The sequence below is a fragment of the Streptomyces sp. NPDC047853 genome (assembly GCF_043204535.1).
Lineage (GTDB): Bacteria > Actinomycetota > Actinomycetes > Streptomycetales > Streptomycetaceae > Streptomyces.
The window spans coordinates 102,274-127,055 of record NZ_JBIDCI010000010.1 but is presented as its reverse complement, the minus strand read 5'-3'; the positions used below and the strand labels follow the sequence as shown (position 1 = coordinate 127,055).

The following is a 24,782-nucleotide window of genomic DNA, read 5'->3' as shown; positions in this document are numbered from 1 at the left end:
TCTCGCCTCGAGTTACGTGTCGTCGGATCGCCGGAGCACTGCTGCCCCGCGACCGACGACTGATGCCGATTGGGACGGTCCGTAGCGCCGACCCGAACCCTAACGCTGAAGTTTAGGGTTACCAGTGTGTCTGTTCCTTGGAGTCTTCTGAACAGGACACTAAGTCGACAAGTGGCGCACGTTCAACGAACACGCCGAACCTCCCGTTTTTCTTTTCACCCTATGTGATCAGCCGTAGCGCTGCCCAACCAGGGTGCTGGCCTGCGTGTATACCCGTCAACTCCCTGATGACGCGGGGGCCGTGGGAACACTCACGTCGAAGTGCCGCGCCTTGGGCGCCGCTTTCATCAGCGCGGTGAGCGCGCCCGCCTTGCGCGCCCCCTGCTCCCCGCTCCCCCAGGCGACGGTCCGGCCCCCGCTCAGTTCGACCGAGATGTCGTCGTAGGAACGCACCTTGACGACCCGTGCGTCCCGGGCGACCGGGCCCGGAAGGCGACCCGCCGCCCGCACCGCCTCCACCACCAGGCGGTCCTCGTCGAAGCGGCGCAGGCTGGCCGCGGCCGAACCGGACCGGGCGGGCTTCAATTCCAGCTCGGGCACGCCTTTCGGGGCCCGGGAGACCGTGGCGTAACGGACACCTTCCGCGTCCACTTCCACGAACTTCCGGCCTTTTTCGACCACCAGAACCGGAGTCCGCTCCTTCACTTTCAGCTCGATTCCGTGCGGCCAGGAACGCTCGGCCTCGATCTCGTCGATGCGGGGCAGTTCCTTGCGCAGCCGGGCCTCGATCGCCCCGGTGTCGACGGAGACCAGCGGTTCCCCGACGGGCACGTCGGCGGCCTCGCGCACCTGCGCGGGCGTCAGCACACGGGTTCCGGCGACGGAGACGCGTTCGACACGCGTCCAGCTCGAGCTGTAGAGCAGCCAGAAGGCCCCGCCGGCGACGAGCACAAGGGCGACGGCCAGGATGATGATCGTACGAAGTCGGGGCGGGCCGAACCGACGCGCACGGGGCGGGCCGGACGACTCCTGTTGACGTTCCCCGCGCTCGGCGGTGGTCGGTCCGGCCACGCTCCCCTGCCTTCCGTCAGTGCCTAGCGGTGCGCGCGGGCGGCGATCGCCTCGTACACCATGCCGACGAGGAGGTCGTCGGCGTCCCGGCGGCCGAACTCGGCGGCGGCGCGGGACATCTCGTACAGCCGGTGCGGGTCGGCCAGCACGGGCAGGACGTTGCGCTGCAGCCACTCCGGCGTCAGCTCCGCGTCGTCGACCAGCAGTCCGCCGCCGGCCTTGACCACCGGCTGGGCGTTGAGCCGCTGTTCGCCGTTGCCGATGGGCAGCGGGACGTAGGCGGCCGGGAGTCCGACGGCGGAGAGTTCGGCGACGGTCATCGCGCCCGCACGGCAGAGCATCATGTCGGCCGCGGCGTACGCGAGGTCCATCCGGTCCAGGTAACTTACCGGGATGTACGGGGGCATTCCCGGCATCTGGTGGACCTGCGGCAGTTCGTTCTTGGGGCCGACCGCGTGCAGGATCTGGATTCCGGCCTGCTGGAGCCAGGGCGCGACCTGCTGGACGACCTCGTTGAGGCGGCGGGCGCCCTGCGAGCCGCCGGTGACCAGCAGCGTGGGCAGGTTGGGGTCGAGGCCGAACGCCGCGCGGGCCTCGGGGCGGGCGGCGGCCCGGTCCAGGGTGGCGATGGAGCGGCGCAGCGGGATGCCGATGTAGCGGGAGTTGCGCAGCTTGCTGTCCGGGGTCGAGACGGCGACCTGTGCGGCGTAGCGCGAGCCGATCTTGTTGGCCAGGCCCGGGCGGGCGTTGGCCTCGTGGACGACGATCGGCACGCCGAGCCGCTTGGCCGCGAGGTAGCCGGGCAGGGCGACGTAGCCGCCGAAGCCGACCACGGCGTCCGCCTTGGTGCGTTCCAGGATCTGCTCGGTCGCCTTGATGGTGCCGCGCAGCCGGCCCGGGACGGTGATCAGCTCGGGGGTGGGCTTGCGCGGCAGCGGTACGGCCGGGATCAGCGCCAGTTCGTACCCGCGCTCGGGTACGAGGCGGGTCTCGAGGCCGCGTTCCGTGCCCAGGGCCGTGATCCCCACGGTCGGATCCTGCCTGCGCAGGGCGTCCGCGAGGGCGAGCGCGGGCTCGATGTGGCCCGCGGTTCCTCCGCCGGCGAGTACGACATGCACCGAAATTCACCGCTCTCCGGACGAGCGCGCCGCCGAGGCACGCCGTCGCATCGTGTTCCAACTCCGTGGGCTCCGCTTGGACCCGGTGCCCCCGGCTCCCCGCTTTCTACCAAAGCGAGGTTGCCGCAGCGCGAGCGCCGCCCGCGCACCGGGCTCGTCACGCGCGAAGGCGATCAGCAGACCGATGGCGAACATGGTCGGCAGCAGGGCGGAACCCCCGTAGGAGAACAGCGGGAGCGGGACACCGGCGATCGGCAGCAGCCCGAGGACCGCACCGATGTTGATCACGGCCTGGGCCGTGATCCAGGTGGTCACGCCTCCCGCGGCATACCTCACGAAGGGGTCCTCCGTGCGTCCGGCCACGCGGATACCCGCATAGCCTAGAGCCGCGAAGAGGGCGAGCACCGACAGCGTCCCCGCCAGACCCAGTTCCTCACCGGTGACGGCGAAGATGAAGTCCGTGTGGGCTTCCGGGAGTTGCCCCCATTTCTCCACACTGGCGCCCAGTCCGGAACCGAACAGTCCGCCCGAGGCGAGGGCGTAGATGCCGTGCACGGCCTGCCAGCAGGCGTCGCCCGGCCCGGGGTCGGTGGCGCCCAGGCAGTTCAGCCGGGCCATGCGGTTGGGGCTGGTCTTGATGAGGATGAACCCCAGCAGCACGGCGATCGACAGCACCCCGGCGAACAGCCGGGTGGGGGCGCCGGCCAGCCACAACAGGCCGAACAGGATGGCGGTCAGGATGATCGCCGTGCCCATGTCGCCGCCGATCATGATCAGTCCGAGCAGCATGAAGGCGGCCGGCACCAGCGGCACCAGCATGTGCTTCCACTGCGTCAGCAGCCTGCGGTCCTGCTTGCGGGCCAGCAGGTCCGCGCCCCACAGGACCAGGGCCAGCTTCCCGAACTCACTGGGCTGGATCTGGAAGGAGCCGCCCAGGGCGATCCAGTTCTGGTTGCCGTTGACCGCTACTCCTATCCCCGGCACCTGCACCAGGATCATGAGGAAGACGGCACCGGCGAGGATCGGGTAGGCCAGCGCGCGGTGCAGCTTCACCGGCATCCGCATGGCGGCCACCAGCAGTCCGGCGCCGATCAGGGCGGCCAGGAACTGCTTGCGGAAGAAGTACGAGCCCGGCAGCGACAGCTGGAGCGCGGTGATCTGGGAGGCCGAGTAGACCATCACCAGGCCGAGCACGGTGATCAGCGCGCTGCCGCCGGAGATCAGGTAGTACGCGGTCAGCGGCCGGTCCCAGGCGCGGCGCAGACGGTGGTAGAGGCGGAGCACGGGGTTCTCGTGCACCGGCCCCGGCGTGGCGGGTCGCTTGACGGCCCGCTGCACGGGCGGGCGCCCGGTACGGCTCTGAGGGCTACCGGGCATCGTGGCCTCCGCTGTACGTCGGCATGGACCGTCCCACGCGTCCCTCCCGAGGTCGCCCGGCGCAGGAGGCTGCCGGGTCAGGCGCCGAGTTCGCGAACGGCCTCCGCGAACGCGTCACCACGCTGGTTGTAGTTGGTGAACATGTCCATGGAGGCACAGGCCGGGGCCAGCAGCACCGTGTCACCGGGCCGGGCGAGTCGCTGGGCCTCCTGGACGGCCTGGAGCATCGCCCCAGTGTCGGTCCGGTCGAGGTCGACCACGGGTACCTCGGGCGCGTGTCGCGCCAGGGCTTCCCGGATCAGGCCGCGGTCGGCGCCGATGAGCACGGCTCCGCGCAGCCGCTTCGCCGCGCCGGTGACCAGCTCGTCGAAAGTCGCTCCCTTGGCCAGCCCGCCGGCGATCCAGACGATCGACCCGTACGCCGCCAAGGAGGCCTCGGTGGCGTGGGTGTTGGTCGCCTTGGAGTCGTCCACGTACGCCACCCCGTCGACGTCGGCGACGTGCGCGATGCGGTGGGCGTCGGGCGTGAAGGCCCGCAGTCCGTCGCGTACGGCGGCGGCGGAGACGCCGTAGGCACGGGCGAGGGCCGCCGCGGCGAGGGCGTTGGCGATGTTGTGCGGGGCCGGCGGGTTCACGTCGGAGATCTCGGCGAGCTCCTGGGCGTTCTTCTGCCGGTCCTCGACGAAGGCCCGGTCGACCAGGAGGCCCTCCACGACGCCGAGTTGGCCCGGGGCCGGGGTGCCGAGGGTGAAGCCGACGGCGCGGCAGCCCTCCTCGACGTCGGCCTCGCGGACCAGGTCCTCGGTCGCCTTGTCGGCCACGTTGTAGACGCAGGCGACGCGATTGCCCTCGTAGACGCGGCCCTTGTCGGCGGCGTAGGCCTCCATGGAGCCGTGCCAGTCGAGGTGGTCGGGGGCGAGGTTGAGCACGGCGGCCGAGTGGGCGCGCGGCGAGGACGCCCAGTGGAGCTGGTAGCTGGACAGCTCCACCGCGAGGACGTCGTACTCCTCGTCGCCGGTGACCGCGTCCAGCAGCGAGACGCCGATGTTGCCGACGGCGGCGGTGCGCAGGCCGGCCGCCTTCAGGATCGACGCGAGCATCTGGACGGTGGTGGTCTTGCCGTTGGTGCCGGTGACCGCCAGCCAGGGCGCCGGCTCCCTGCCGTCCAGGCCGCGCAGGCGCCAGGCCAGTTCGACGTCGCCCCAGACGGGGACGCCGGCCTCGCGGGCCGCCGTGAACAGCGGCTTGTCCGGCTTCCAGCCCGGCGCGGTGACGATCAGCTCGGTGCCCTCGGGCAGGACCGCGGCGGAGCCGTCGCCGAGGCGCACGGTGACACCGAGCGCCTCCAGGTCCGCCGCCTGCCCCCGCGCGCGTTCGTCGTCGCCGTCGTTGACGACCGTGACGCGCGCACCGAGGCCGTGCAGCACCCTGGCCGCCGGGACGCCGGAGACGCCGAGGCCGGCGACGGTGACGTGCTTGCCCTGGAATTCGGAAGGCACCGAGGAGGAGGTCACTTGTCCGCTGCCCATCCCGCGTAGAAGAGGCCCAGTCCGACGATCACGCAGATGCCCTGGATGATCCAGAAGCGGACCACCACAAGGACCTCGGACCAGCCCTTGAGTTCGAAGTGGTGCTGGAGTGGCGCCATCCGGAAGACGCGTTTGCCGGTGAGGCGGAAGGAGCCGACCTGGATGACCACCGACATGGTGATCAGGACGAACAGACCGCCGAGGATGGCCATCAGCAGCTCGGTGCGCGAGCAGATCGCCAGACCCGCCAGCACGCCGCCGAGCGCGAGCGAACCGGTGTCGCCCATGAAGATCTTGGCCGGCGAGGTGTTCCACCACAGGAAGCCGAGGCAGGCGCCCATCAGCGCGGAGGAGACCACCGCGAGGTCGAGCGGGTCGCGCACCTCGTAGCAGGCGCCCGGGTTGGTGAGGGTCAGCGCGTTGGCGCAGGACTCCTGGAACTGCCAGACGCCGATGAAGGTGTAGGCGCCGAAGACCAGGACGGAGGCGCCGGTGGCCAGGCCGTCCAGACCGTCGGTCAGGTTCACGCCGTTCGACATCGCGAGGATCATGAACAGCGCCCAGATGACGAACAGCACCGGGCCGATGGACCAGCCGAAGTCGGTGATGAACGACAGCTTGGTGGAGGCCGGGGTGTTGCCGCGGTTGTCCGCGAACTGGAGCGAGAGCACCGCGAACGCGATGCCGACGATCAGCTGGCCGGCCATCTTCGCCTTGGCCCGCAGGCCCAGCGAACGCCTCTTGACGATCTTGATGTAGTCGTCGAGGAAGCCGACCAGGCCCATGCCCACCATCAGGCCGAGCACCAGCAGGCCCGAGAAGGTCGGCGCCGCGTCCGCCTCGGGGTCCAGGTAGCTGGTGATCACCTTGGCCAGGAAGTAGGCGGCGACCGTGGCGAAGATGAAGGCGATACCGCCCATCGTCGGCGTACCGCGCTTGCTGGCGTGCTCGCGCGGTCCGTCGTCGCGGATGTACTGGCCGTAGCCCTTGCGGGCCAGCAGCTTGATCAGCAGCGGGGTGCCGACCAGCGTCAGGAAGAGGCCGATGACGCCCGCGAACAGGATCTGCTTCATCATCGGGCGGCGACCTCACCCTCGGCGCCGGTCTCCAGCAGCGCCGCGGCGACGCTCTCCAGACCCACCGAACGGGACGCCTTCACGAGTACGACGTCTCCCGGGCGCAACTCGCTGCGCAACAGGTCGACCGCCGCCTGTGCGTCGGACACGTGCACCGACTCCTCACCCCACGAACCCTCGTTATATGCGCCCAGTTGCAGCCATTGGGCTTCCCTGCCCCCGACCGCGACGAGCTTGCTGACGTTGAGCCGGACGGCAAGCCGTCCGACCGCGTCGTGCTCGGCGAGCGCCTCGTCCCCGAGCTCGGCCATCTTGCCGAGCACCGCCCACGTACGGCCCCCCTTCGCCTGTGCGGCTTTGCCCATGGCGACCAGCGCACGCAGCGCGGCCTTCATCGACTCGGGGTTCGCGTTGTAGGCGTCGTTGACGACCGTCACGCCGTCCGGGCGCTCGGTGACCTCCATCCGCCAGCGGGAGAGGGAGCCCGCCTCGGAGAGCGCGGTGGCGATCTCGTCTGCGGACATGCCCAACTCGTGGGCGACGGCGGCCGCGGCGAGCGCGTTCGACACGTGGTGCTCACCGTACAGGCGCATGGTCACATCGCTTGCACCGGAGGGTGTGTGAAGCCTGAACGAGGGCTGTCCACTGTCCGTGAGTCGCACGTTCTCGCCGCGAACGTCCGCTTCGTCGGACTCTCCGAAAAGGATCACCTTCGCCTTCGTTCGGGAGGCCATGGCCCGTACGAGCGGGTCGTCCGCGTTGAGGATCGCGGTGCCCCCCTCCTCGGCCGGCGGCAGCGCCTCGACGAGTTCGCCCTTGGCCTGGGCGATCTGCTCCCGGCCGCCGAACTCGCCGATGTGCGCGGAACCGACGTTGAGGACGAGGCCGACCTTCGGCGGGGTCAGCTCGCAGAGGTAGCGGATGTGGCCGATGCCGCGGGCGCCCATCTCCAGGACGAGGAACCTGGTCTCGTCGGTGGCGGTGAGCGCGGTGAGCGGCAGCCCGACCTCGTTGTTCATGGAGCCCGGCGTGAACACCGTGGGCGCCTTGCGGCGCAGGACCTGGGCGATGAGGTCCTTGGTGCTGGTCTTGCCGGCCGACCCGGTGAGGGCCACGAGGGTGGTGCCGAGGCGGCGCACGACGTGCCGGGCGAGGGCTCCGAGGGCGGTCTGCACGTCGTCCACGACGATCGCGGGCACGCCGACGGGCCGGGAGCCGAGCACGGCCACCGCGCCCGCCTCGACGACCGGCGCCGCCCAGTCGTGGCCGTCCACCCGCTCGCCGACGAAGGCGACGAACAGGCAGCCGGGCCCCGCTTCCCGCGAGTCCCGGACGACCGGCCCGGTGACCTGCACGGACGCGTCCGGTATGTCATGCATCCGCCCGCCGACGACTTCTGCGATCTCGGCGAGAGAGAGGGCGATCACAAGTTCATCCCCTGGATCATCTGGATCATTCGGGACTTCATCCCTGGGTCTTGTGGACGGGGGTCTTCCTGATGGCTTCGCGCAGCACCTGGCGGTCGTCGAAGGGGCGGACCACCCCGGCGATGTCCTGGCCCTGCTCGTGGCCCTTGCCCGCCACCAGCACGGTGTCGCCGGGCTCGGCCCGGGCGACGGCGGCGGCGATCGCGGCGGCCCGGTCCTCGAAGACCTGGACCTCGCCGCGCTCGTGCGCGGGCACGGAGGCCGCGCCCTGGAGCATGGTGGCGAGGATCGCGAGGGGGTCCTCGGAGCGGGGGTTGTCGGAGGTCAGCACGGCGGTGTCGGCGAACCGTGCCACGGCGGCGCCCATCGGCTCCCGCTTGGTGGTGTCCCGGTCGCCGCCGCAGCCGAGCACGGCGTGCAGCCTGCCCTCGGTGACCTTGCGCAGGGCGCGCAGGACGGACTCGACGGCGTCGGTCTTGTGGGCGTAGTCGACCACCGCGAGGTACGGCTGGCCCTCGTCCACGCGCTCCAGGCGGCCGGGCACGCCGGGCACCGCGGCGACGCCGTCGGCGGCGGACTGCGGGTCGAGTCCGGCGGCGGCGAGGGCGACGATCGCGGCGAGGGTGTTCGCCACGTTGAACGGGCCGGCCAGCGGCGACCTGGCGGTCACGCGCTCGCCCTTGGGGCCGAGCACGGTGAACGTCGAGTCGAGCGGGCCGACCTCGACCTCGTCGGCGCGCCAGTCGGCGTCGGGGTGGCCCTCCGCGGAGTAGGTGACGACCGGCACGGTGGCCTCGTTCGCGAGGCGGCGCCCGTACTCGTCGTCGACGTTGACCACGCCGAGCCTGCTGCGCTCCGGTGTGAAGAGCTGCGCCTTCGCCTGGAAGTAGTCCTCCATGCCGGAGTGGAACTCCATGTGCTCCGGGCTGAGGTTGGTGAAGACCGCGATGTCGAAGACGCAGGCGTCGACCCGGCCGAGTACCAGCGCGTGACTGGAGACCTCCATCGCGACCGCCTCGGTGCCGCGCTCGCGCATCACCGCGAACAGGGCCTGGAGGTCGGTGGCCTCGGGCGTGGTGCGCTCGGACTTGATGCGCTCGTCGCCGATGCGCATCTCGACCGTGCCGATCAGCCCGGTGGACCTCTCCGTGCGCAGACCGCCCTCGACGAGGTAGGCGGTGGTGGTCTTGCCGGAGGTGCCGGTGATGCCGATCTGGAGGAGGTCGCGGCCGGGGTGGCCGTAGATCGTGGCCGCCAGCTCGCCCATCCGCGCGCGCGGGTCGTCGACGACCAGGGCCGGCAGGCCGGCGGCCGCGACGCGCTCCGCGCCGGCCGGGTCGGTCAGCACGGCCGCGGCGCCGAGGCCGGCGGCCTGGGTGGCGAAGTCCGCCCCGTGCAGCCGGGCGCCGGGCAGGGCGGCGTAGAGGTCGCCGGGCCGGACGGCGCGCGAGTCATGGGTGATGCCCGTGACGGCGGCGGTGCCGTCGGGCACGGTGACACCCAGTTGACCGGCGAGTTCCGCGAGGGGTGTGGCGGAGTTCCGCACCGGACGGGGCGGTCCCGGGTAGGTCACGGGGTGGCCCTTCTGGGTGGTTTGGGACTGATCAGCGTGTGGCACGGCGGTGAGCGTACCGGGCGTACCCGCTTCCCGGCGAAGTGAGGGGCTGGGGCTGCTCTGGTTCCCGGGCTCGGGGGTGATCGTTGTCACGGGTGGTTCCTGGTGGCTCGGTACTGAAACGGCGCTGGCTCGGTACTGGCTCGGTGTGCGGCTGCGTTCTGAGTGGGTCCGGCTCGGTTCCGGCTGGGTTCTGGCTCGGTTCGTCAGGGCTTGAAGGCGACCGGCAGCCTCGCGGGGGCGGCCCCGGTCGGCGGGATCTGGAGGGTCTTCAGGGCGAACTCCATGACCTGCTTGTAGATGGGGCCGCAGATCTGGCCGCCGAAGTAGCTGCCCTGGGTGGCGTTCTGGATGGCGCAGTAGACGGTGACGCGGGGCTTGTCGGCGGGGGCGAACCCGGCGAACGACGAGGTGTACCCCTTGTACTGGCCGGTGGCCGGATCCACCCGGTTGGCCGTCCCCGTCTTGCCCGCGACCCGGTAGCCGGGGATACGGGCCTTGGTGCCGGTGCCTTCCTCGTCGTCGACGACGGACTCCAGCATCCGCGCGAGGGTCTTGGCGGTCTTCTCGCTGATCACCCGGGTCTTCTTGGGCTCGGGGGCCGGCGTGAAGCGGTCGTCGTCGCCCTGGGTGCCGCGTACGAGCGTGGGTTCGACGCGGACGCCACCGTTGGCGATGGTCGAGTAGACGGAGGCCGCCTGCAGCGCGTTCACGGACACGCCCTGGCCGAAAGGAATCGTGTACTGCTGCGAGGTCGACCACTGGTCGGGCGGCGCCAGGATGCCCTTGGTCTCCCCGGGGAAGCCGAGCCCGCTGTACTCGCCGAGGCCGAACCTGCGCAGGTAGGAGTGGAGCACCTTGTTGGCCTCCTGCTGGGTCCTGCCCAGTTCGCCGGTGGCCATGATGGTGCCGATGTTGCTGGACTTGGCGAGCACGCCGTTGAGCGTGAGGTACCAGGTCGGGTGGTCGACGTCGTCCTTGAAGAGCCGGTCGCCGCGCTTGAGCCGGTTGGGGACGGTGATGTGGGTGCCGGGCGTGGCGGCGTTCTCCTCCAGTACGGCCGCCATCGACATCACCTTGGCGGTGGAGCCGGGCTCGAAGGCGTCCTGGAGGGCGGCGTTGCCGAGCGCGTCGGGGTCGGCGTGGGCGAGGTCGGCCGGGTCGAAGCCGGGCGAGTTGGCCATGGCCAGGATCTCGCCGGTGGCCGTGTCCTGGACGATGACGTAGCCCCCGTCCGCCTTGGACTTCTCCACCTGCGCGCTGATCGCCTCCTGGGCGGCCCACTGGATGTCGCGGTCGATGGTCAGCTCGACGTCGCTGCCGGGCACGGCGGGCGTCTCCGTGGAGCCGGCGGTGGGCACCTGGCGGCCGCCGGACTGCACGTAGCGGATCTCGCCGTCCTTGCCGGCCAGCGTCCCGTTCAGCTTCCGTTCGAGGCCGCCGCCGCCCTCGCCGTCGGCGTTGACCCAGCCCAGGATGGAGGCGGCGAGGTCGCCGCCCGGGTAGACGCGCTTGCTGCTGGGGTCGGCGAGGACGCCCGCGAGGACGTTGACCACGGACTCGTCCGTCTCCGCCTTCTTGGTGAGCGCGCTCTTCAGGTCCTTGATCTGGTTCCAGACCTGCGGGGTCTGCCGGCGGGCGAGGACGACGTAGCGCAGCTTCCCGTTCTCGGGGCGGAGCCGGTCGACCAGGTCCTCCTGGTCCTCTCCGAGGATCGGCGCGAGGAGCGCCGCCGCCTGCTCGGGGCCGTCGCCGACCTTCAACTGCTCGCGGGTGAACAGCGTCGGGTCGGCGGTGATGTCGTAGGCGTCCACGGTGGACGCGAGGGCGACGCCGTTGCGGTCGGTGATCCCACCGCGCTCGGAGGGGAGTTTGTGGACGACGTAGTGGTTCTGCTCGGCCTTGGCGGTGTACGTGCCGGCGTCGACGGCCTGCACCTGGAGCAGCCGTACGACGAACGCGGACAGCACCAGGGTCAGCGCGAGGCCGATCAGGCGCAGCCGCGGGCGGGGGCTGCCCAGCCGGATGACACGGGGCGCGGCCGGCCGGGGCGGGCCCGGTCGGCGGGCGGGCCGGGCGCCGGGGCCCGGCTGCCGCCGTCCGCCGGGGCGGACGGGCCTGGCGGGTCCGGGCACACGGCGGCGCGGCGGTTCCCTGTCGGACACTTCCGTCACCTGCCGGGGGTCGGAGTCGGGTCGGTCGCTGCCGTGGAGCCGGCCCCCGTGCCGGACGGCCCGGCGGTGGAGGGCGCGGCGGTGGGGGACGTGCCGGTGCCGGACGCGTCCGTCGAGAGCGGGTCGGTGCCGGGCGGCGCGGTCAGTGCCTCGGGGGCCACGACCAGCGGGGTGACCGCGGTGGGCGCGGGGCTCGGCGAGCCCTTGACGGAGCCGTCGGGGGCGAGGAAGGCGGGGTCGCCGCCGGGCACCATGCCCAGCTCGCGGGCGCGGCGCTGGAGGGCGCGGGGGGCGGAGTAGGCGTCGATGTCCCGCTGGAGCGCCTGCTCCTCGTCGGTGAGCTCCTTCGTCTCCTGCTTCAGGTCGTCCAGCTGGAACGAGCCTTCGCTCAGGGCGGAGTTCAGCAGCAGGAGCCCGATGAGGCCGCCGCCGAGGAGGACGACCACGAGGAGGACGAAGGGGGCGCGGGCCGCCTGGCCCCGTGCGCCGCCGGGTGGGAAGAGCTGGGCCAGCCGGGCCGCCCGCCCCTTCAGCTCGGGGTTCCTACCCACTCGCCCTCCCCTCGGACCGGGCGGACCGTCCGCACCCGCACCTGGCCTGCCTCACTCGCTTCACCCGATGGACTCCCTGATCCGCTGGGCTCCGCGCAGCCGGGCCGGCGCCGCCCGCCGGTTCTCGGCGATCTCCTGCTCGGTGGGAAGTTCGGCACCGCGCGTGAGCAGCTTGAGCCGGGGCGCGTAGCGTTCGGGTACGACCGGCAGTCCGGGAGGTGCGGTGTTCGCCGCGCCGGCCGCGAACACCTGCTTGACGAGCCGGTCCTCCAGGGAGTGGTACGAGAGGACGGCGATCCGTCCGCCCACGTCGAGGGCCTCGACGGCGGCCGGGACCGCCCGCTCCAGGACGGACAGCTCACCGTTGACCTCGATGCGCAGGGCCTGGAAGGTGCGCTTGGCCGGGTTGCCGCCGGTGCGCTTGGCGGCCTGCGGCAGGGCGGCCCGGATCAGCTCCACGAGCCGCGCGCTGTTGCTGAACGGCTCCTTGTCGCGCTCCCGCACGATCGCGGACACGATCCGCTTGGCCTGCTTCTCCTCGCCGTACGCCCGCAGGATGCGGACGAGTTCGCCCGGCGGGTAGGTGTTGAGGACCTCGGCGGCGCTCATGCCGGTCGTCTGGTCCATGCGCATGTCGAGCGGGGCGTCCTGGGCGTAGGCGAAGCCGCGGTCCGCCTCGTCGAGCTGCATGGAGGAGACGCCGAGGTCGAACAGCACGCCCTGGACGCGCGGGACGCCGAGCCGGTCCAGCACGTCGGGCAGTTCGTCGTACACGGCGTGGACCAGGGTGGCGCGTTCCCCGTACGGGGCGAGCCGCTCGCCGGACAGGCGCAGCGCCTCCTTGTCCCGGTCGAGGGCGACGAGGCGGGCGTCGGGGAAGCGGGTGAGGAGCGCTTCGCTGTGCCCGCCGAGTCCCAGCGTGCAGTCGACGACCACGGCGCCCGGCTCCTGGAGGGCGGGCGCCAGCAGGTCCAGGCACCGCTGGAGCATCACCGGGACGTGTCGACTCTGACTCAAGTGGGGCGGCCTCTCAGGTCCGGCACGGCGTCACGCACCGCCGGGTCCCCTCCCGCTCGCTCGTGAAGGGGAGGCCTGCCGGCGCCGGAGGCGTCGGCCGGCCGGGAGCGGGAGGAGGCCGAGCCGTACGTACGCGCCGCGCACGTGGGGAGATCTGGCGGAACGTCGTCCAGGTCTCCGGGGTTTCAGTCCAGCAGGGAGAGCCTCGCCTCCCGCTTCGCGTCACTTTAGTCCACCGTGTCGCCCGGTCAATCAACCGGCCTGCGCGTCGCGGACGCGGGCGCGCACGAATCGGCGCGAGGTGGCACTTCACCCGCTCGGACGCGCCCGTCCGGGTCTGTGGGGTGGCTCACAACACGCCGCGATGACGCTCTTTGTCCCTCTTCTCAGCGAGTCCGGAGCGGGGGTGACCAGTAACGTCATGGTTATGACGACTTCTGCATCGATCCCCGAGGGCTCCGCATCAGCCGCCACCGGCGCCGGTTCCGCCATCGACCGGTTCGTCGAGGCGAACGCGCGGTACGCCACCGAGTTCGCCGACGCCGAGCTGGCGGGCCGCCCCGCCCTGCAGACCGCCGTCGTGGCCTGCATGGACGCGCGCCTGGACGTGACCGCCGCGCTCGGTCTGCGCAACGGCGACTGCCACGTCATCCGCAACGCCGGCGGTGCCGTCACCGACGACGTGATCCGCTCCCTCACCATCAGCCAGCGGGCGCTCGGCACCCGCAGCGTCATCCTCGTCCACCACACGGCGTGCGGCATGGAGACCCTCACCGAGGAGTTCCGGCACGAGCTGGAGCTGGAGGTCGGCCAGCGCCCCGGTTGGGCGGTGGAGTCCTTCCGCGACGTCGACCAGGACGTACGGCAGTCCATCCGGCGGGTCCGGACCTCGCCGTTCCTGCCGCACACGGACGACGTACGCGGCTTCGTCTACGACGTGAAGACGGGCCTGCTCCGCGAGGTCGACGCCACCTGATCCGGCCGCCCACCCCGACGACCCTCGCCGTACAAGCACCGCAAACACCGTAAGGCCTGACAAATCGCGGGCAGTTGTCCACAGGCGAGTGACACGAATCGGTAACGGCAGCAAGAATGCGGGAAGTGATGTCGCGCGGAACTTTTTCCGCGCGATGTCCGTGGTTCGGGGTGGGGCCGGTCCGCACGTCAGGGACGGCCCGGCAAGTTGGGGTACCCCCGCTTCCCAGGAAGCGCGGGCAAGGCCGAGGAGGGCCGGGTGACGACCTATGACGATCAGGCGAGCCATGGGGGTGCCCCCTCGCGAGCGTATTCGAGCGTGGGGGACGATCTGACCGCTGTGGTCGAGCGCGTACGCGCTTCGGTGGAGGACGTGATCGAGGGCAAGCCCGAGGTCGTACGGCTCTCCCTGACCGTGCTGCTCGCCGAGGGACACCTGTTGATCGAGGATGTCCCCGGCGTCGGCAAGACCATGCTGGCCAAGGCCCTGGCACGGTCGATCGACTGCTCCGTGCGCCGGATCCAGTTCACGCCGGACCTGCTGCCCTCGGACATCACCGGGGTCTCCATCTGGGACCAGCAGCGCCGGGACTTCGAGTTCAAGCCGGGAGCCATCTTCGCGCAGGTGGTGATCGGCGACGAGATCAACCGCGCCTCGCCCAAGACCCAGTCCGCGCTGCTGGAGTCGATGGAGGAGCGCCAGGTCACCATCGACGGGCAGACCTACGAGCTGCCCAGCCCGTTCATGGTGGTGGCGACGCAGAACCCGGTCGAGATGGAGGGCACCTATCCGCTGCCGGAGGCCCAGCGCGACCGCTTCATGGCGCGGGTCTCCATCGGCTACCCCAGCCCGGAGGCCGAGCTGCAGATGCTCGACGTCCACGGCGGGGTGAACCCGCTGGACGACCTCCAGCCGGTGGCGCACGCGCACGAGATCCTCAAGCTGATCGAGACCGTCCGGGGCGTCCATGTCGCGGACCCCGTCCGGCGGTACGCCGTGGACCTGGTCGCCGCCACGCGCACCCACCCGGACCTCAGACTCGGCGCCTCGCCGCGCGCCACGCTGCATCTGCTGCGTGCGGCGAAGGCGTCCGCCGCCCTGAGCGGCCGGGAGTACGCGCTGCCGGACGACGTGCAGGCCCTCGCGGTCGCCGTCCTGGCCCACCGTCTGCTGCCCACCGCCCAGGCCCAGCTGGGCCGCCGCACCGCCGAGCAGGTGGTCCAGGAGATCCTGCAACGCACTCCGGTGCCGGCGGCACCCCAGCAGCAGACGGGCTTGGGCATGGGCCGCGGCGCGCCGGCGTACGGCCAGCAACCGCCGCGGAGGCTGTGATGGACACCGGGGGGACGGACCGGTCGGAGGGCGACCGGGGCGAGGGCGGCGGCATCCGCACCGCCCTGACCGGTCTGACCACCCGTGGGCGTTCCTTCCTGGCCGCCGGCATCGCCGCCGCGGTCTGCGCCTACGTCCTCGGACAGAGCGACCTGCTGCGGGTCGGGCTGCTGCTGAGCGTGCTGCCGCTGCTCTGCGCGACCGTGCTCCACCGCACCCGCTACCGGGTGGCGGGCAGCCGCCGGCTCTCCCCGGGGCGGGTCTCCGCCGGCGCCGAGGCCCGGGTCCACCTGCGCGTCGACAACGTCTCGCGGCTGCCCACCGGTCTGCTGATGCTCCAGGACCGCGTCCCCTACGTACTGGGGCCGCGCCCCCGCTTCGTCCTCGACCGGGTGGAGCCGGGCGGCCGCCGCGAGGTGTCCTACCGGGTCCGCTCGGACCTGCGCGGCCGCTACCCGCTGGGTCCGCTGCAACTGCGCCTGACCGATCCGTTCGGCCTGTGCGAGCTGACCCGCTCCTTCTCCACGTACGACACCCTGACCGTCGTCCCGCGGGTGGAGGCGTTGCCGCCGGTGCGGCTGAGCGGGGAGGCGAGGGGGTACGGCGAGGGCCGGCAGCGCTCGCTCGCGCTGGCGGGCGACGACGACGTGATCCCGCGCGGGTACCGCCACGGCGACGACCTGCGCCGCGTGCACTGGCGCTCCACCGCGCGCTACGGCGAGCTGATGGTGCGCCGCGAGGAGCAGCCCCAGCGGGCCCGCTGCACGGTGCTCCTGGACACCCGGGGCCTGGCCTACGACGGCGCGGGCCCCGACTCCGCCTTCGAATGGGCGGTGTCGGGCGCGGCCTCCGTCCTGGTGCACATGCTGGAGCGGGGCTTCTCCGTCCGGTTGCTCACGGACACCGGTGACTCGGTGCCCGGCGAGGGCGCGGACGGCTTCGCGGGCGCGAGCCAGGGCACGGCGGACGCGGCCGGGCTGATGATGGACACCCTCGCCGTGATCGACCACTCCGACGGCACGGGCCTGTCCCGCGCCTACGACGTGCTGCGGGGCGGGAACGAGGGGCTCCTGGTGGCGTTCTTCGGTGATCTGGACGAGGAGCAGGCCGCGGTGGCCGCCAGGATGCGGCACCGCAGCGGTGGTGCCGTCGCCTTCGTGCTGGACGGCGGGGTCTGGGCGGGGGAACCGGCCCCGGTCCCCGGCCCGCCGGACGGGGGCGGGGAGCGGCTGCGGATGTTGCGCGAGGCGGGCTGGACCGCCGTGGGCGTCCCCCGGGGCGCCCCCCTGGAGGAAGTGTGGCGCCTGGCGGACCGCGAGCGCAGCGGCCTCATGGCGGCGAGCGGCGGGGAGGGCACGGGATGAACGGGCCGGCGCGGTACACGGGGCCCGGCGGGCCCGACCGGCAGCGGGGACGGGGACGTCCGGGGCGCAGCGGTCCCGGGACGCCCGGCGGCGGGGAGGGTGCGCGATGAGCGGGCGGGCCCGGTTGGCCCTGTGCGCGTGGGCGGCCACCCTGATGACGGCGTGCGCGATGCTGCCGCTGGTCGATCCGGCCACCTGGATCCTTCAGGCCGCGTTCCTCCTGGCCGTCCAGTCCGGGGTGGGTGCGGCGGCGCGCCGGGTGCCGCTGGCCCGGCCGCTGACCGTCGCCGCGCAGGCCCTGGTCACTTTGCTGCTCCTGACGCTGGTCTTCGCCCGGCAGCAGGCGCTCGCCGGGCTGCTGCCCGGCCCGCAGGCCTTCCAGCGCTTCGCCGACCTGCTGCGCCAGGGCGGCGACGACATCGCCCGGTACGCGATCCCGGCGCCGCTGGAGTCGGACGGCATCCGGCTGATGCTGGTCGGCGGTGTCCTGGTGATCGGGCTGCTGGTGGACACCCTCGCGGTGACCTTCCGCAGCGCCGCCCCGGCGGGCCTGCCGCTGCTCGCGCTGTACTCGGTGGCCGCGGGGCTGTCCGAGGGCGGCACGGACTGGTTGTGGTTCCTGGTCGCGGCGGCCGGCTATCTGATGCTGCTGCTGGCCGAGGGGCGCGACCGGCTCGCGCAGTGGGGCCGGGTCTTCGGCGGCGCGCCGCGTACACCGGGCGGGGAGCCGAGAGGCGCGGTGGCGCCGGTCCGCACGGGGCGGCGCATCGGCGCCTTCGCGCTGGGCATCGCGCTGGTGGTGCCGCTCGCGCTGCCCGCGATGGACGGCGGTCTGCTGGACAGCGCCGGGACGGGGGCCGGTGACGGCACCGGCGGCGGGGGCACGATCTCCGCGGTGAACCCTCTGGTCTCCCTGCGCGACAGTCTCAACGTGGACGAGAACCGGCAGGTCCTCCGTGTCGACACCGACTCGAACGACATAGCCAACCTGTACCTGCGCATCGTGTCCCTGGACGACTTCGATGGGACCACGTGGAAGCCGTCCAAGCGGCACATCACCGGCGTACCGGAGGGTTCCTTCCCGACGCCGGTCGGCCTCGGCCCCGGCATCGAGCGGACGGAGACCCGGGCCACCATCTCGGCCGCGGACTGGTACGCGCAGGACTGGCTGCCGATGCCGTACCCGCCGAGCGGCGTCCGGGTCGCCGGCAACTGGCGCTACGAGCCCGTCGGTATGACGCTGGTCGGCGACCACGGCCAGAACACACGCGGGTTGACGTACGAGGTGCGGGGCCTGAACGTGCAGCCGACGGCGGAGCAGCTCGCCGCGGCGCCGCGACCGCCGGGAGCGCTGACGCGGGAGTACACCGAGCTGCCGGACTCCTTGCCCGAGGTGGTCTCCCGGACCGCCCGGGAGGTGACGGCCGACGCGGTGAACCCCTACGAGCAGGCGGTCAAGCTCCAGGAGTACTTCGCGGTCAACGGCGGTTTCGAGTACGACACCCAGGTCAAGGTCGGCAGCGGTTCGGAGGCGATAGCCCGCTTCCTGAGGGACAAGCAGGGCTTCTGCGTCCACTTCTCCTTCGCCATGGCCGCGATGGCCCGGTCCCTGGGCATTCCGGCCAGGGTCGCGGTCGGCTTCGCCCCGGGCTCCCCGCAGGCGGACGGCTCGGTCTCGGTGGGACTGCGGGACGCGCACGCCTGGCCCGAGGTGTACTTCGAGGGCGTGGGCTGGACCCGCTTCGAGCCCACGCCGACCCGGGGCTCGACTCCCTCGTACACCCTGACGGACACGCCGGACAGCTCGGTGCCGGACCCCGCCCTGCCGTCCCGGAACGCGGAGACGGAGCCGTCGGCGGCGCCGTCGGTGAGCGAGTCCTGCTCGGCCCAGGACAAGAAGCTGGAGGCCTGCGCGAGCGAGTCCGCGGCGGCGGCGCCGGTCTCGGGCGGGAACGGACCGAAGTGGTACGCGGTGCTGGCCTGGGTGCTGGCCGGGCTCGCGGTGCTGCTGGCCCCGCTCGCACCGATGCTGTGGCGGTTGCGCACCCGCTCGGCGCGGCTGGGGGCGCACGGCCGCGGTGAGGCGGACGCGGGGCCGCACACCCTGGCGGTCTGGCAGGAGCTGACCGACACCGCGTGGGACGTCGGGATCCTGCCGCAGGAGTCGCAGACCCCGCGCAGGGCGGCGGCCCGCATCGTCCGGCTCGGACAGCTCGATCCGGCGGCCGCGGCGTCGGTGCACCGGGTGGCGGACGCCGTGGAGCAGGCTCTCTACGCGCCGCGCCCGCGCCCGACGGCGGGCCTCGCGGAGGATGTGCGCCGGGCGGAGGCCGGCCTGCGGGCCGGGGTCGGCCGGGGCACTCGGCTGCGCGCACGGTTCGCCCCGCGTTCGACCGTGCGGGTGGTCTGGGCGGCGTCGGCGTGGTGGGCGGCCTCGAAACGGCGGGTCGCGGCGGCCCGGCCGACGCTGCGCAGGGCGCGGGGGCAGCAGGGCTGAGGCGGCGGCCCGTGCGGCGCGGTGGAGCGCCGGGCGGGCCCCGACGGAGCGGGGGCGCGCTGCGGCGCGGCCCTCGCCTCGTCGAGCCGGTGCGGAGGCGCCCCGGGCACTTCACGGACACGTGTGAGGGGGTGGGCCACCGATCGGTGGCCCACCCCCTCACACGGATGTCCTGGTGAACGGACGGCTGGAGCTACTGGCCGCCCTGCTGCTCGTCCCGGCGGCGCTGCCAGCGCTCGTCGATGCGGTCCATCATGGAGCGTTTTTGGCGCCCCTGACGGCGTGTCTGTGGTCCGGCACCGGCGGCGGGCTGCTCGCCCGGCTTCGGTGCCTTGCGCCAGCCGGTCACGGCGAGGACCGCGCAGCCCAGCATGACGAGGAAACCCACCACGCTGAGCCAGACCTGCTGGGCGACCATACCGGCCATGAGGAGCGCAATACCTACGAGGAAGCCCGCGACCGCCTGGTAGACCCGTCGCCGGGTGTACGTACGCAGCCCGCTTCCCTCGAGCGCTGTCGCGAACTTGGGATCTTCGGCGTACAGCGCTCGCTCCATCTGCTCGAGCATGCGCTGCTCGTGCTCCGAGAGCGGCACGGAGTCCTCCTCATCGTGCAGTCGCCGGGGCGACCCGGGGGGTCCCTTCAGGATAGGCAGGGATTCGCCCCCGTGAAACCCGCCCCATTACGCCAATTGGCCAACCGGTCTCCGTCATGGCCGTGCCGGCTCGCTGAAGTCTGCATTCCCCAGCGGCCGACCCGTCATGCCGGGTGGTCTCCCTCGATCATACGGCGACTGGCCCCCGTTCGGGGGGCCTGTGGCGTACTCCATCTGCAGTCGCGGCCCTGATCAGCGGCTTACCCCACGGGGTTGCTCAGGTCTCCTGAGTCCCTCGGGTCTCACCGAGCACATGCAGCTGTGTGGCCACAGAATGGAAGGCGGCGAGTTCGGCCGCCGCGGCCTCCAGCTTCAGCAGGGCGTCCATGGCACCGGGCTCGGTGTCCACCAGCACCCCGGGGACGAGGTCGGCGAAGACCCGCACGCCGTGCACGGCGCCGATCCGCAGCCCCGCGGCCTCGACCAGTCCGGTGAGCTGTTCGGCGGTGAACCGGCGGGGCACGGGGTCACCCGAGCCCCAGCGGCCGTTCGGGTCGCCGAGGGCCTGCCGGGCCTCCGCGAAGTGCCCGGCGAGGGCGCGCGCGAGCACGGCACCGCCCAGCCCCGCGGCGAGCAGGCTGAGGACGCCCTCGGGGCGCAGGGCGGCGACGGCGTTGCGGACGCCCTCGGCGGGGTCGTCCACGTACTCCAGGACGCCGTGGCACAGCACCACGTCGTAGCCGCCGCGCTCGGCCACGTCGAAGAGGCCGTGGGCGTCCCCCTGGACGCCCCGCACCCGGTCGGCGACGTCGGCCTCGGCGGCCCGGCGCTCCAGCGCGAACAGGGCGTTGGGGCTCGGGTCGACGACGGTGACGCGGTGGCCGAGGCGGGCCACCGGCACCGCGAAGTTGCCGCTGCCGCCACCGGTGTCCAGGACGTCCAGCGCCTGGCGTCCCGTGGCCTTGACCCGGCGGTCGAGGGCGTCCTGGAGGACGTCCCAGACCACGGCGGTGCGCAGGGCGGCGCGGGAACGTGCGGGCTCGGAGCGCGGCGACGCCGTGGGCGGGCGGTGGGGGGAGACGGGCGGGCGCATCGGGTCCGACACGGCAGTTGACTCCTCGGCGCGGCACCGCCTCGGGCACGGGCGGAGCGAACGGGCTGCCGCCCCGGCCCGGTGCGGGAAGGGGCAGGCTTCAGGCTCCTCCCACCCTATTGCCTCCGGTGCGCCGACCGATCACCCCGTGCCACCGCCCCACGCCCGCCCGTCCCGCGCCCCGCATCCGGTCGCCCGGCGCTCCCTCGGCCGCTCACCCGGCACCCCAAGGACGCCCACCGCACGCCTCCCCGGCGCTACCCCGCGTCGGGCCGGGGCTGCGGGAGGACCGGCTGGAGGACCAGCATCCGCTCCACCAGGCGCAGGAACATCGCCACGTCGCGTATCAGGTCGTCGGCGTCCCGGCTGCCCGCCGCGCCCTGGATGCCCGCCTCCGCCCGGGCCCGGCGCCCGGCTCCCGAGGCGAACAGCGCGCTCCAGTCGGAGAGCTCGGGCGCGATCTCGGGGAGCACCTCCCAGGCGCTGCGGATGCGGGCCCGGGCCCGCGGGGTGGTCTCCGGGCGGCCCCGTGCGGCGAGCACCGCGGCGGCGGTGCGCAGGGCGGCGAGATGGGCCGTCGCGTAGCGCTCGTTCGGTGTTTCGAGGACGGTGGCCTCCTCCAGACCGGCCCGTGCCTGCGCGAGCAGGTCGAGGGCGGCGGGCGGGGCGGTCGTCCGGCGCAGCACGGGGTGCACGTCGCTCGCCGGACCGGTCAGTGAGGGTGCAGGGCCGGCTGCGCGGCGCCGGGCGGCGGCTGCGGACGAGTGGGCCATGACGATCCTCCTGTCGTCTTCGTGACGGCACGCCCTGTGAGAGGTGCCGTATGTGCCCATCGTGAGGTATGCCACTGACAATCCGTTCTGACCAGGGCTTTTGCCTCGATCGTAGGTTCGGGTTAGCTTTTGCACTGACCAGTCAGTTCAAAAACACTCTCCCGGACGCCGGTCCGGAAGGGGTCGAGGGGTGAGGCGGCGTGGACGGTCCGCTCGGGCTCGCGGTGACGGCCCGCGGCTTCGGACTCAGGGGGCCGCGCGGTTGGGCGTTCCGGGGGGTCCGCGTCGACGCGGAGCCCGGCGCGCTCATCGCGGTGGCGGGACCGTCGGGCTCGGGCCGCACCTGCCTGCTGCTCGCGCTGACGGGCCGGATGCGGCCGACGGAGGGGACGGCGACCGTGGGCGGCCTGCGACTGCCCCGGCGGATGTCCGCCCTGCGCCGGGTCAGCGCCCTGGCCCACGTGCCGGGCGTCACGGACCTCGACCCGGCCCTGACCGTCGCCGAGCACCTGCGGGAGCGTGCGCTGCTTCAGCGCCGTTTCGGCGACTCGGTGCGCGGCCTGCTGCGCCCGCGCGGGGAGCGGACGGCGCGGGAGCGGCTGCGGGTCGACGAGGCGTTGACCGCGGCCGGACTGGACCCGGGGACGCTGCCCAAGGGACCGCGGACCGCCGTACGGGATCTGGAGCGCACGGAGGCGCTGCGGCTGTCGGTCGCGCTGGCGATGATCGGCCGCCCCCGGTTGCTCGGGGTCGACGACGCCGATCTCAAGCTGTCGGCCGCCGAGCGGGCCGAGACCTGGTCCCTGCTCGCCTCGGTCGCCGCGTCCGGCACGACCGTCCTGGCGGTGTGCGGCGAGCCGCCCGAGGGAGCGGTGACCGTCTCCACCCGGCCCGAGGACCCGGAGCACGAGGACCCGGAGCACGAGGACCCCGGGCCCGCGAACCCGGAGCCCACGATCCCGGAGCCCGAGGCGGCCCCCGGGGAGGGCCCTGCGGACGACGGGACGGACGACGGTTCGGACACCCGGGCGGCCACCGGCGCACGGCGCGGCAAGGACGCCGAGGACGGGACGGAGGAGGCCGCCGATGCGCTCGCCGAGACTGGCCGCCCTTGAGCTCAGGCGCTTCGGGCGCGGGCGCCTGCCGCGGGCCGCCCTGGTCGCGCTGCTGTTGCTGCCGCTGCTCTACGGCGCCCTGTACCTGTGGTCGTTCTGGGACCCGTACGGGCGTCTGGACCGCATTCCCGTGGCGTTGGTGAACGACGACCGGGGGGCGACCTCGCACGGCGAGAGGCTCACGGCGGGCGACGACATCACCGAAGGGCTGCGCGAGAGCGAGGTCTTCGACTGGCACGAGGTGAGCGCCGCCGAGGCCCGACGCGGCGTCGAGAACGGCACGTACTACCTGTCGCTGACCATGCCCGCGGACCTCAGCCGCCGCATCGCCTCCAGCGGGGGCGACTCGCCGGAGACCGGCGCGCTGCGGGTGCGCACGAACGACGCGAACAACTACATCGTCGGGCAGATCTCGCGGACCGTGTTCGGCGAGGTGCGCGAGGCGGCGTCCGGCAAGGCGTCGCGGTCGTTCCTGGACCGGATCTTCATCTCCTTCTCCGACATCCACGGCGAGACCGTGGAGGCGGCCAAGGGCGCCGACGAGCTGGAGGGCGGCATCGGGAAGGCGGAGAAGGGCTCCAAGGACCTGGCCGACGGCCTCAAGGACGCCGAGGACGGCAGCGGCAGGCTGTCCAAGGGCCTGCGGAAGCTCGACACCGGGGCCGGTGACCTGGAGAAGGGTTCGCGGCAGGTCGCGGACGGCACCCAGAAGCTCGCCGACCGGGTCAACGACGCCGCCGGACGGGTGGGGCCCTTCCTGGAGGACAACGAGCGGACCATCGGCGAGACGGCCCAGTTCGTCGCCGACTCCTCCGGCACGATCCGCGAGGACCTGGACGCCCTGGTGGACGAGGCCCCCGCGGCGGCGAAGGACGCCCGCGCGGAGTCCGACGCGCTGGCCGCGGTGTACCGGACGCGGTGTGCGGACCCCGCGCTGCCCGACGCGGCCTGCCCGGACCTGGAGAAGGCCCGGGACGCCGCGGCGACCGTGGCGACCGTCGCCGACGACGTCAGCGGCCTGGTCACCGACCACGAGGAACAGCTGAAGACGCTCGACGGGCACCTGGCCGACCTCCAGAAGCAGGCGCAGGCTCTCGCCGAACGGGCACCGAACCTCTCCGAGGACCTCGACGACGCCGTCAAGAAGGTCAACGACCTCAACACGGGCGCCGGAAAGGTCGCCGCCGGTGCCAAGAAGATCCACAAGGGTCTCGGCACGGCCAGGACCGGCGCGAAGAACCTGGACGAGGGGGTGGGCGCGCTCCGGATCGGCGCCGACGACCTGAACGGCGGCATGTACAAGCTCGTCGACGGTTCCGGGAAGCTCGCCGGCGGGCTGCACGACGGCGCCGAGAAGATCCCCGACTACGACGAGGGCGAGCGCGACCGGCGCACCGCCGTGATGGCGGACCCGGTCCGGCTCGCCTCCGAGTCCCTGCACCAGGCACCGAACTACGGCACCGGTTTCGCCCCGTACTTCATTCCGCTGTCCCTGTGGGTGGGCGCCATGGTGGCGTACATGCTGGTCCCGCCGATGAACCGGCGGGCGCTCGCCGCGGGGGCGTCGGCCCGGCGGATCGCGCTGGCGGGCTGGCTGCCGGTGGTGGCGCTCGGGGTCCTGCAGACGACGGCCCTGATGGCGGTGCTGCACTGGGCGGTCGGCCTGCAGATGGTGCGGGCCGCCGGGACGGTGGGCTTCCTGTTCCTGGTGACGGCGTGCTTCGCGGCGATCGTGCAGTGGCTGAACGCCCGCTTCGGGGCGGCGGGCCGCATCCTGGTGCTCGCGCTGCTGATGCTCCAGCTGACGTCCGCGGGCGGCACGTACCCCGTCCAGACCAGTCCGGGCTTCTTCAACGCGATCCACCCCTTCCTGCCGATGAGCCACGTCGTCGAGGCCCTCAGGAGGCTCATCACGGGCGGCGGGCTGGAACCGGTGTGGCACGCGTGCGTGGTGCTCGCCGCGTTCACCGCGGCGGCGCTCGCGCTGACCGCGCTGTCGGCCCGCCGCCGGCAGGTGTGGACGCTCGACCGGCTGCACCCGGAGCTGACCCTGTGAACGCCCCGGGCCCTGCGGTGACGCCC

19 protein-coding genes are annotated in these 24,782 nt (G+C 72.8%); 6 read left to right on the top strand and 13 right to left on the bottom strand.

Going from position 1 to position 24,782, the window contains the following annotated elements; all coding sequences use genetic code 11:
- Nucleotides 1-276 precede the first annotated feature (276 nt).
- The 10 genes from ftsQ to rsmH all read right to left on the bottom strand — a co-directional run bounded on the left by ftsQ (nt 277) and on the right by rsmH (nt 12,955).
- Nucleotides 277-1,071, bottom strand: coding sequence for a cell division protein FtsQ (ftsQ, locus tag ACGF5T_RS20175; protein ID WP_361016970.1), 795 nt, complete (start codon nt 1,069-1,071; stop codon nt 277-279).
- 23 nt (nt 1,072-1,094) lie between these two features.
- Nucleotides 1,095-2,189, bottom strand: coding sequence for an undecaprenyldiphospho-muramoylpentapeptide beta-N-acetylglucosaminyltransferase (gene murG / locus ACGF5T_RS20170; protein WP_366766178.1), 1,095 nt, complete (start codon nt 2,187-2,189; stop codon nt 1,095-1,097).
- A gap of 6 nt (nt 2,190-2,195) precedes the next feature.
- On the bottom strand, nt 2,196-3,566 hold the full coding sequence (gene ftsW, locus ACGF5T_RS20165; protein WP_356608129.1) for a putative lipid II flippase FtsW: 1,371 nt from the start codon (nt 3,564-3,566) through the stop codon (nt 2,196-2,198).
- Nucleotides 3,567-3,643: 77 nt separating this feature from the next.
- Nucleotides 3,644-5,065, bottom strand: a complete 1,422-nt coding sequence (gene murD, locus ACGF5T_RS20160; RefSeq protein ID WP_356608131.1) for a UDP-N-acetylmuramoyl-L-alanine--D-glutamate ligase — start codon at nt 5,063-5,065, stop codon at nt 3,644-3,646.
- Nucleotides 5,066-5,076: 11 nt separating this feature from the next.
- A complete protein-coding gene (gene mraY / locus ACGF5T_RS20155; protein ID WP_356608177.1) occupies nt 5,077-6,168 on the bottom strand; it encodes a phospho-N-acetylmuramoyl-pentapeptide-transferase in 1,092 nt (363 codons plus the stop codon).
- Nucleotides 6,168-7,598 carry a UDP-N-acetylmuramoyl-tripeptide--D-alanyl-D-alanine ligase gene (gene murF / locus ACGF5T_RS20150; RefSeq protein ID WP_366766177.1) on the bottom strand — a complete coding sequence of 477 codons (1,431 nt, stop codon included), beginning with the start codon at nt 7,596-7,598 and terminating at the stop codon, nt 6,168-6,170. Before murF ends, mraY begins: the two co-directional genes overlap by 1 nt.
- A 37-nt stretch (nt 7,599-7,635) precedes the next feature.
- Entirely contained in the window at nt 7,636-9,171 is a 1,536-nt protein-coding gene (locus ACGF5T_RS20145) for a UDP-N-acetylmuramoyl-L-alanyl-D-glutamate--2,6-diaminopimelate ligase (RefSeq protein WP_366766288.1), read from the bottom strand.
- Between the two features lie 248 nt (nt 9,172-9,419).
- Nucleotides 9,420-11,387 carry a penicillin-binding protein 2 gene (locus ACGF5T_RS20140; protein ID WP_366766176.1) on the bottom strand — a complete coding sequence of 656 codons (1,968 nt, stop codon included), beginning with the start codon at nt 11,385-11,387 and terminating at the stop codon, nt 9,420-9,422.
- Nucleotides 11,384-11,938 (bottom strand): septum formation initiator family protein, encoded by a 555-nt coding sequence (locus ACGF5T_RS20135; RefSeq protein WP_356608137.1) that lies wholly within the window; start codon nt 11,936-11,938, stop codon nt 11,384-11,386. The genes ACGF5T_RS20140 and ACGF5T_RS20135 overlap by 4 nt, the downstream gene beginning before the upstream one ends.
- Nucleotides 11,939-11,998: 60 nt before the next feature.
- The gene (rsmH, locus tag ACGF5T_RS20130) at nt 11,999-12,955 is read right to left on the bottom strand and encodes a 16S rRNA (cytosine(1402)-N(4))-methyltransferase RsmH (RefSeq protein ID WP_079030121.1); all 957 of its coding nucleotides are present in this window, start codon (nt 12,953-12,955) and stop codon (nt 11,999-12,001) included.
- 427 nt (nt 12,956-13,382) lie between these two features.
- Here rsmH and ACGF5T_RS20125 point away from each other — a divergent pair, with 427 nt between their 5' ends.
- The 4 genes from ACGF5T_RS20125 to ACGF5T_RS20110 all read left to right on the top strand — a co-directional run bounded on the left by ACGF5T_RS20125 (nt 13,383) and on the right by ACGF5T_RS20110 (nt 19,124).
- A complete protein-coding gene (locus tag ACGF5T_RS20125) occupies nt 13,383-13,931 on the top strand; it encodes a carbonic anhydrase (protein WP_366766175.1) in 549 nt (182 codons plus the stop codon).
- A 258-nt stretch (nt 13,932-14,189) separates the two neighbouring features.
- The gene (locus ACGF5T_RS20120) at nt 14,190-15,263 is read left to right on the top strand and encodes an AAA family ATPase (protein ID WP_392888646.1); all 1,074 of its coding nucleotides are present in this window, start codon (nt 14,190-14,192) and stop codon (nt 15,261-15,263) included.
- Entirely contained in the window at nt 15,263-16,627 is a 1,365-nt protein-coding gene (locus ACGF5T_RS20115) for a DUF58 domain-containing protein (RefSeq protein WP_361016982.1), read from the top strand. The genes ACGF5T_RS20120 and ACGF5T_RS20115 overlap by 1 nt, the downstream gene beginning before the upstream one ends.
- A 106-nt stretch (nt 16,628-16,733) precedes the next feature.
- Nucleotides 16,734-19,124: a DUF3488 and transglutaminase-like domain-containing protein gene (locus ACGF5T_RS20110; protein WP_366766174.1), complete on the top strand. Its 2,391-nt coding sequence runs from the start codon at nt 16,734-16,736 to the stop codon at nt 19,122-19,124.
- A 193-nt stretch (nt 19,125-19,317) separates the two neighbouring features.
- Here the strand turns inward: ACGF5T_RS20110 and ACGF5T_RS20105 are convergent, their stop codons facing one another.
- From ACGF5T_RS20105 to ACGF5T_RS20095, 3 genes are all read right to left on the bottom strand, one after another.
- A complete protein-coding gene (locus ACGF5T_RS20105) occupies nt 19,318-19,719 on the bottom strand; it encodes a spore wall synthesis complex protein (protein ID WP_053129412.1) in 402 nt (133 codons plus the stop codon).
- Nucleotides 19,720-19,996: 277 nt separating this feature from the next.
- Nucleotides 19,997-20,824 (bottom strand): methyltransferase, encoded by an 828-nt coding sequence (locus ACGF5T_RS20100; protein ID WP_356610566.1) that lies wholly within the window; start codon nt 20,822-20,824, stop codon nt 19,997-19,999.
- 245 nt (nt 20,825-21,069) lie between these two features.
- Nucleotides 21,070-21,585, bottom strand: a complete 516-nt coding sequence (locus ACGF5T_RS20095) for an SAV_6107 family HEPN domain-containing protein (protein WP_356610567.1) — start codon at nt 21,583-21,585, stop codon at nt 21,070-21,072.
- Nucleotides 21,586-21,785: 200 nt separating this feature from the next.
- Between ACGF5T_RS20095 and ACGF5T_RS20090 the strand changes: the two genes are divergently transcribed.
- Both ACGF5T_RS20090 and ACGF5T_RS20085 read left to right on the top strand, forming a co-directional pair.
- On the top strand, nt 21,786-22,700 hold the full coding sequence (locus tag ACGF5T_RS20090) for an ATP-binding cassette domain-containing protein (RefSeq protein ID WP_366767899.1): 915 nt from the start codon (nt 21,786-21,788) through the stop codon (nt 22,698-22,700).
- Nucleotides 22,672-24,756: a YhgE/Pip domain-containing protein gene (locus ACGF5T_RS20085; protein WP_361011670.1), complete on the top strand. Its 2,085-nt coding sequence runs from the start codon at nt 22,672-22,674 to the stop codon at nt 24,754-24,756. The genes ACGF5T_RS20090 and ACGF5T_RS20085 overlap by 29 nt, the downstream gene beginning before the upstream one ends.
- Nucleotides 24,757-24,782: the final 26 nt, after the last annotated feature.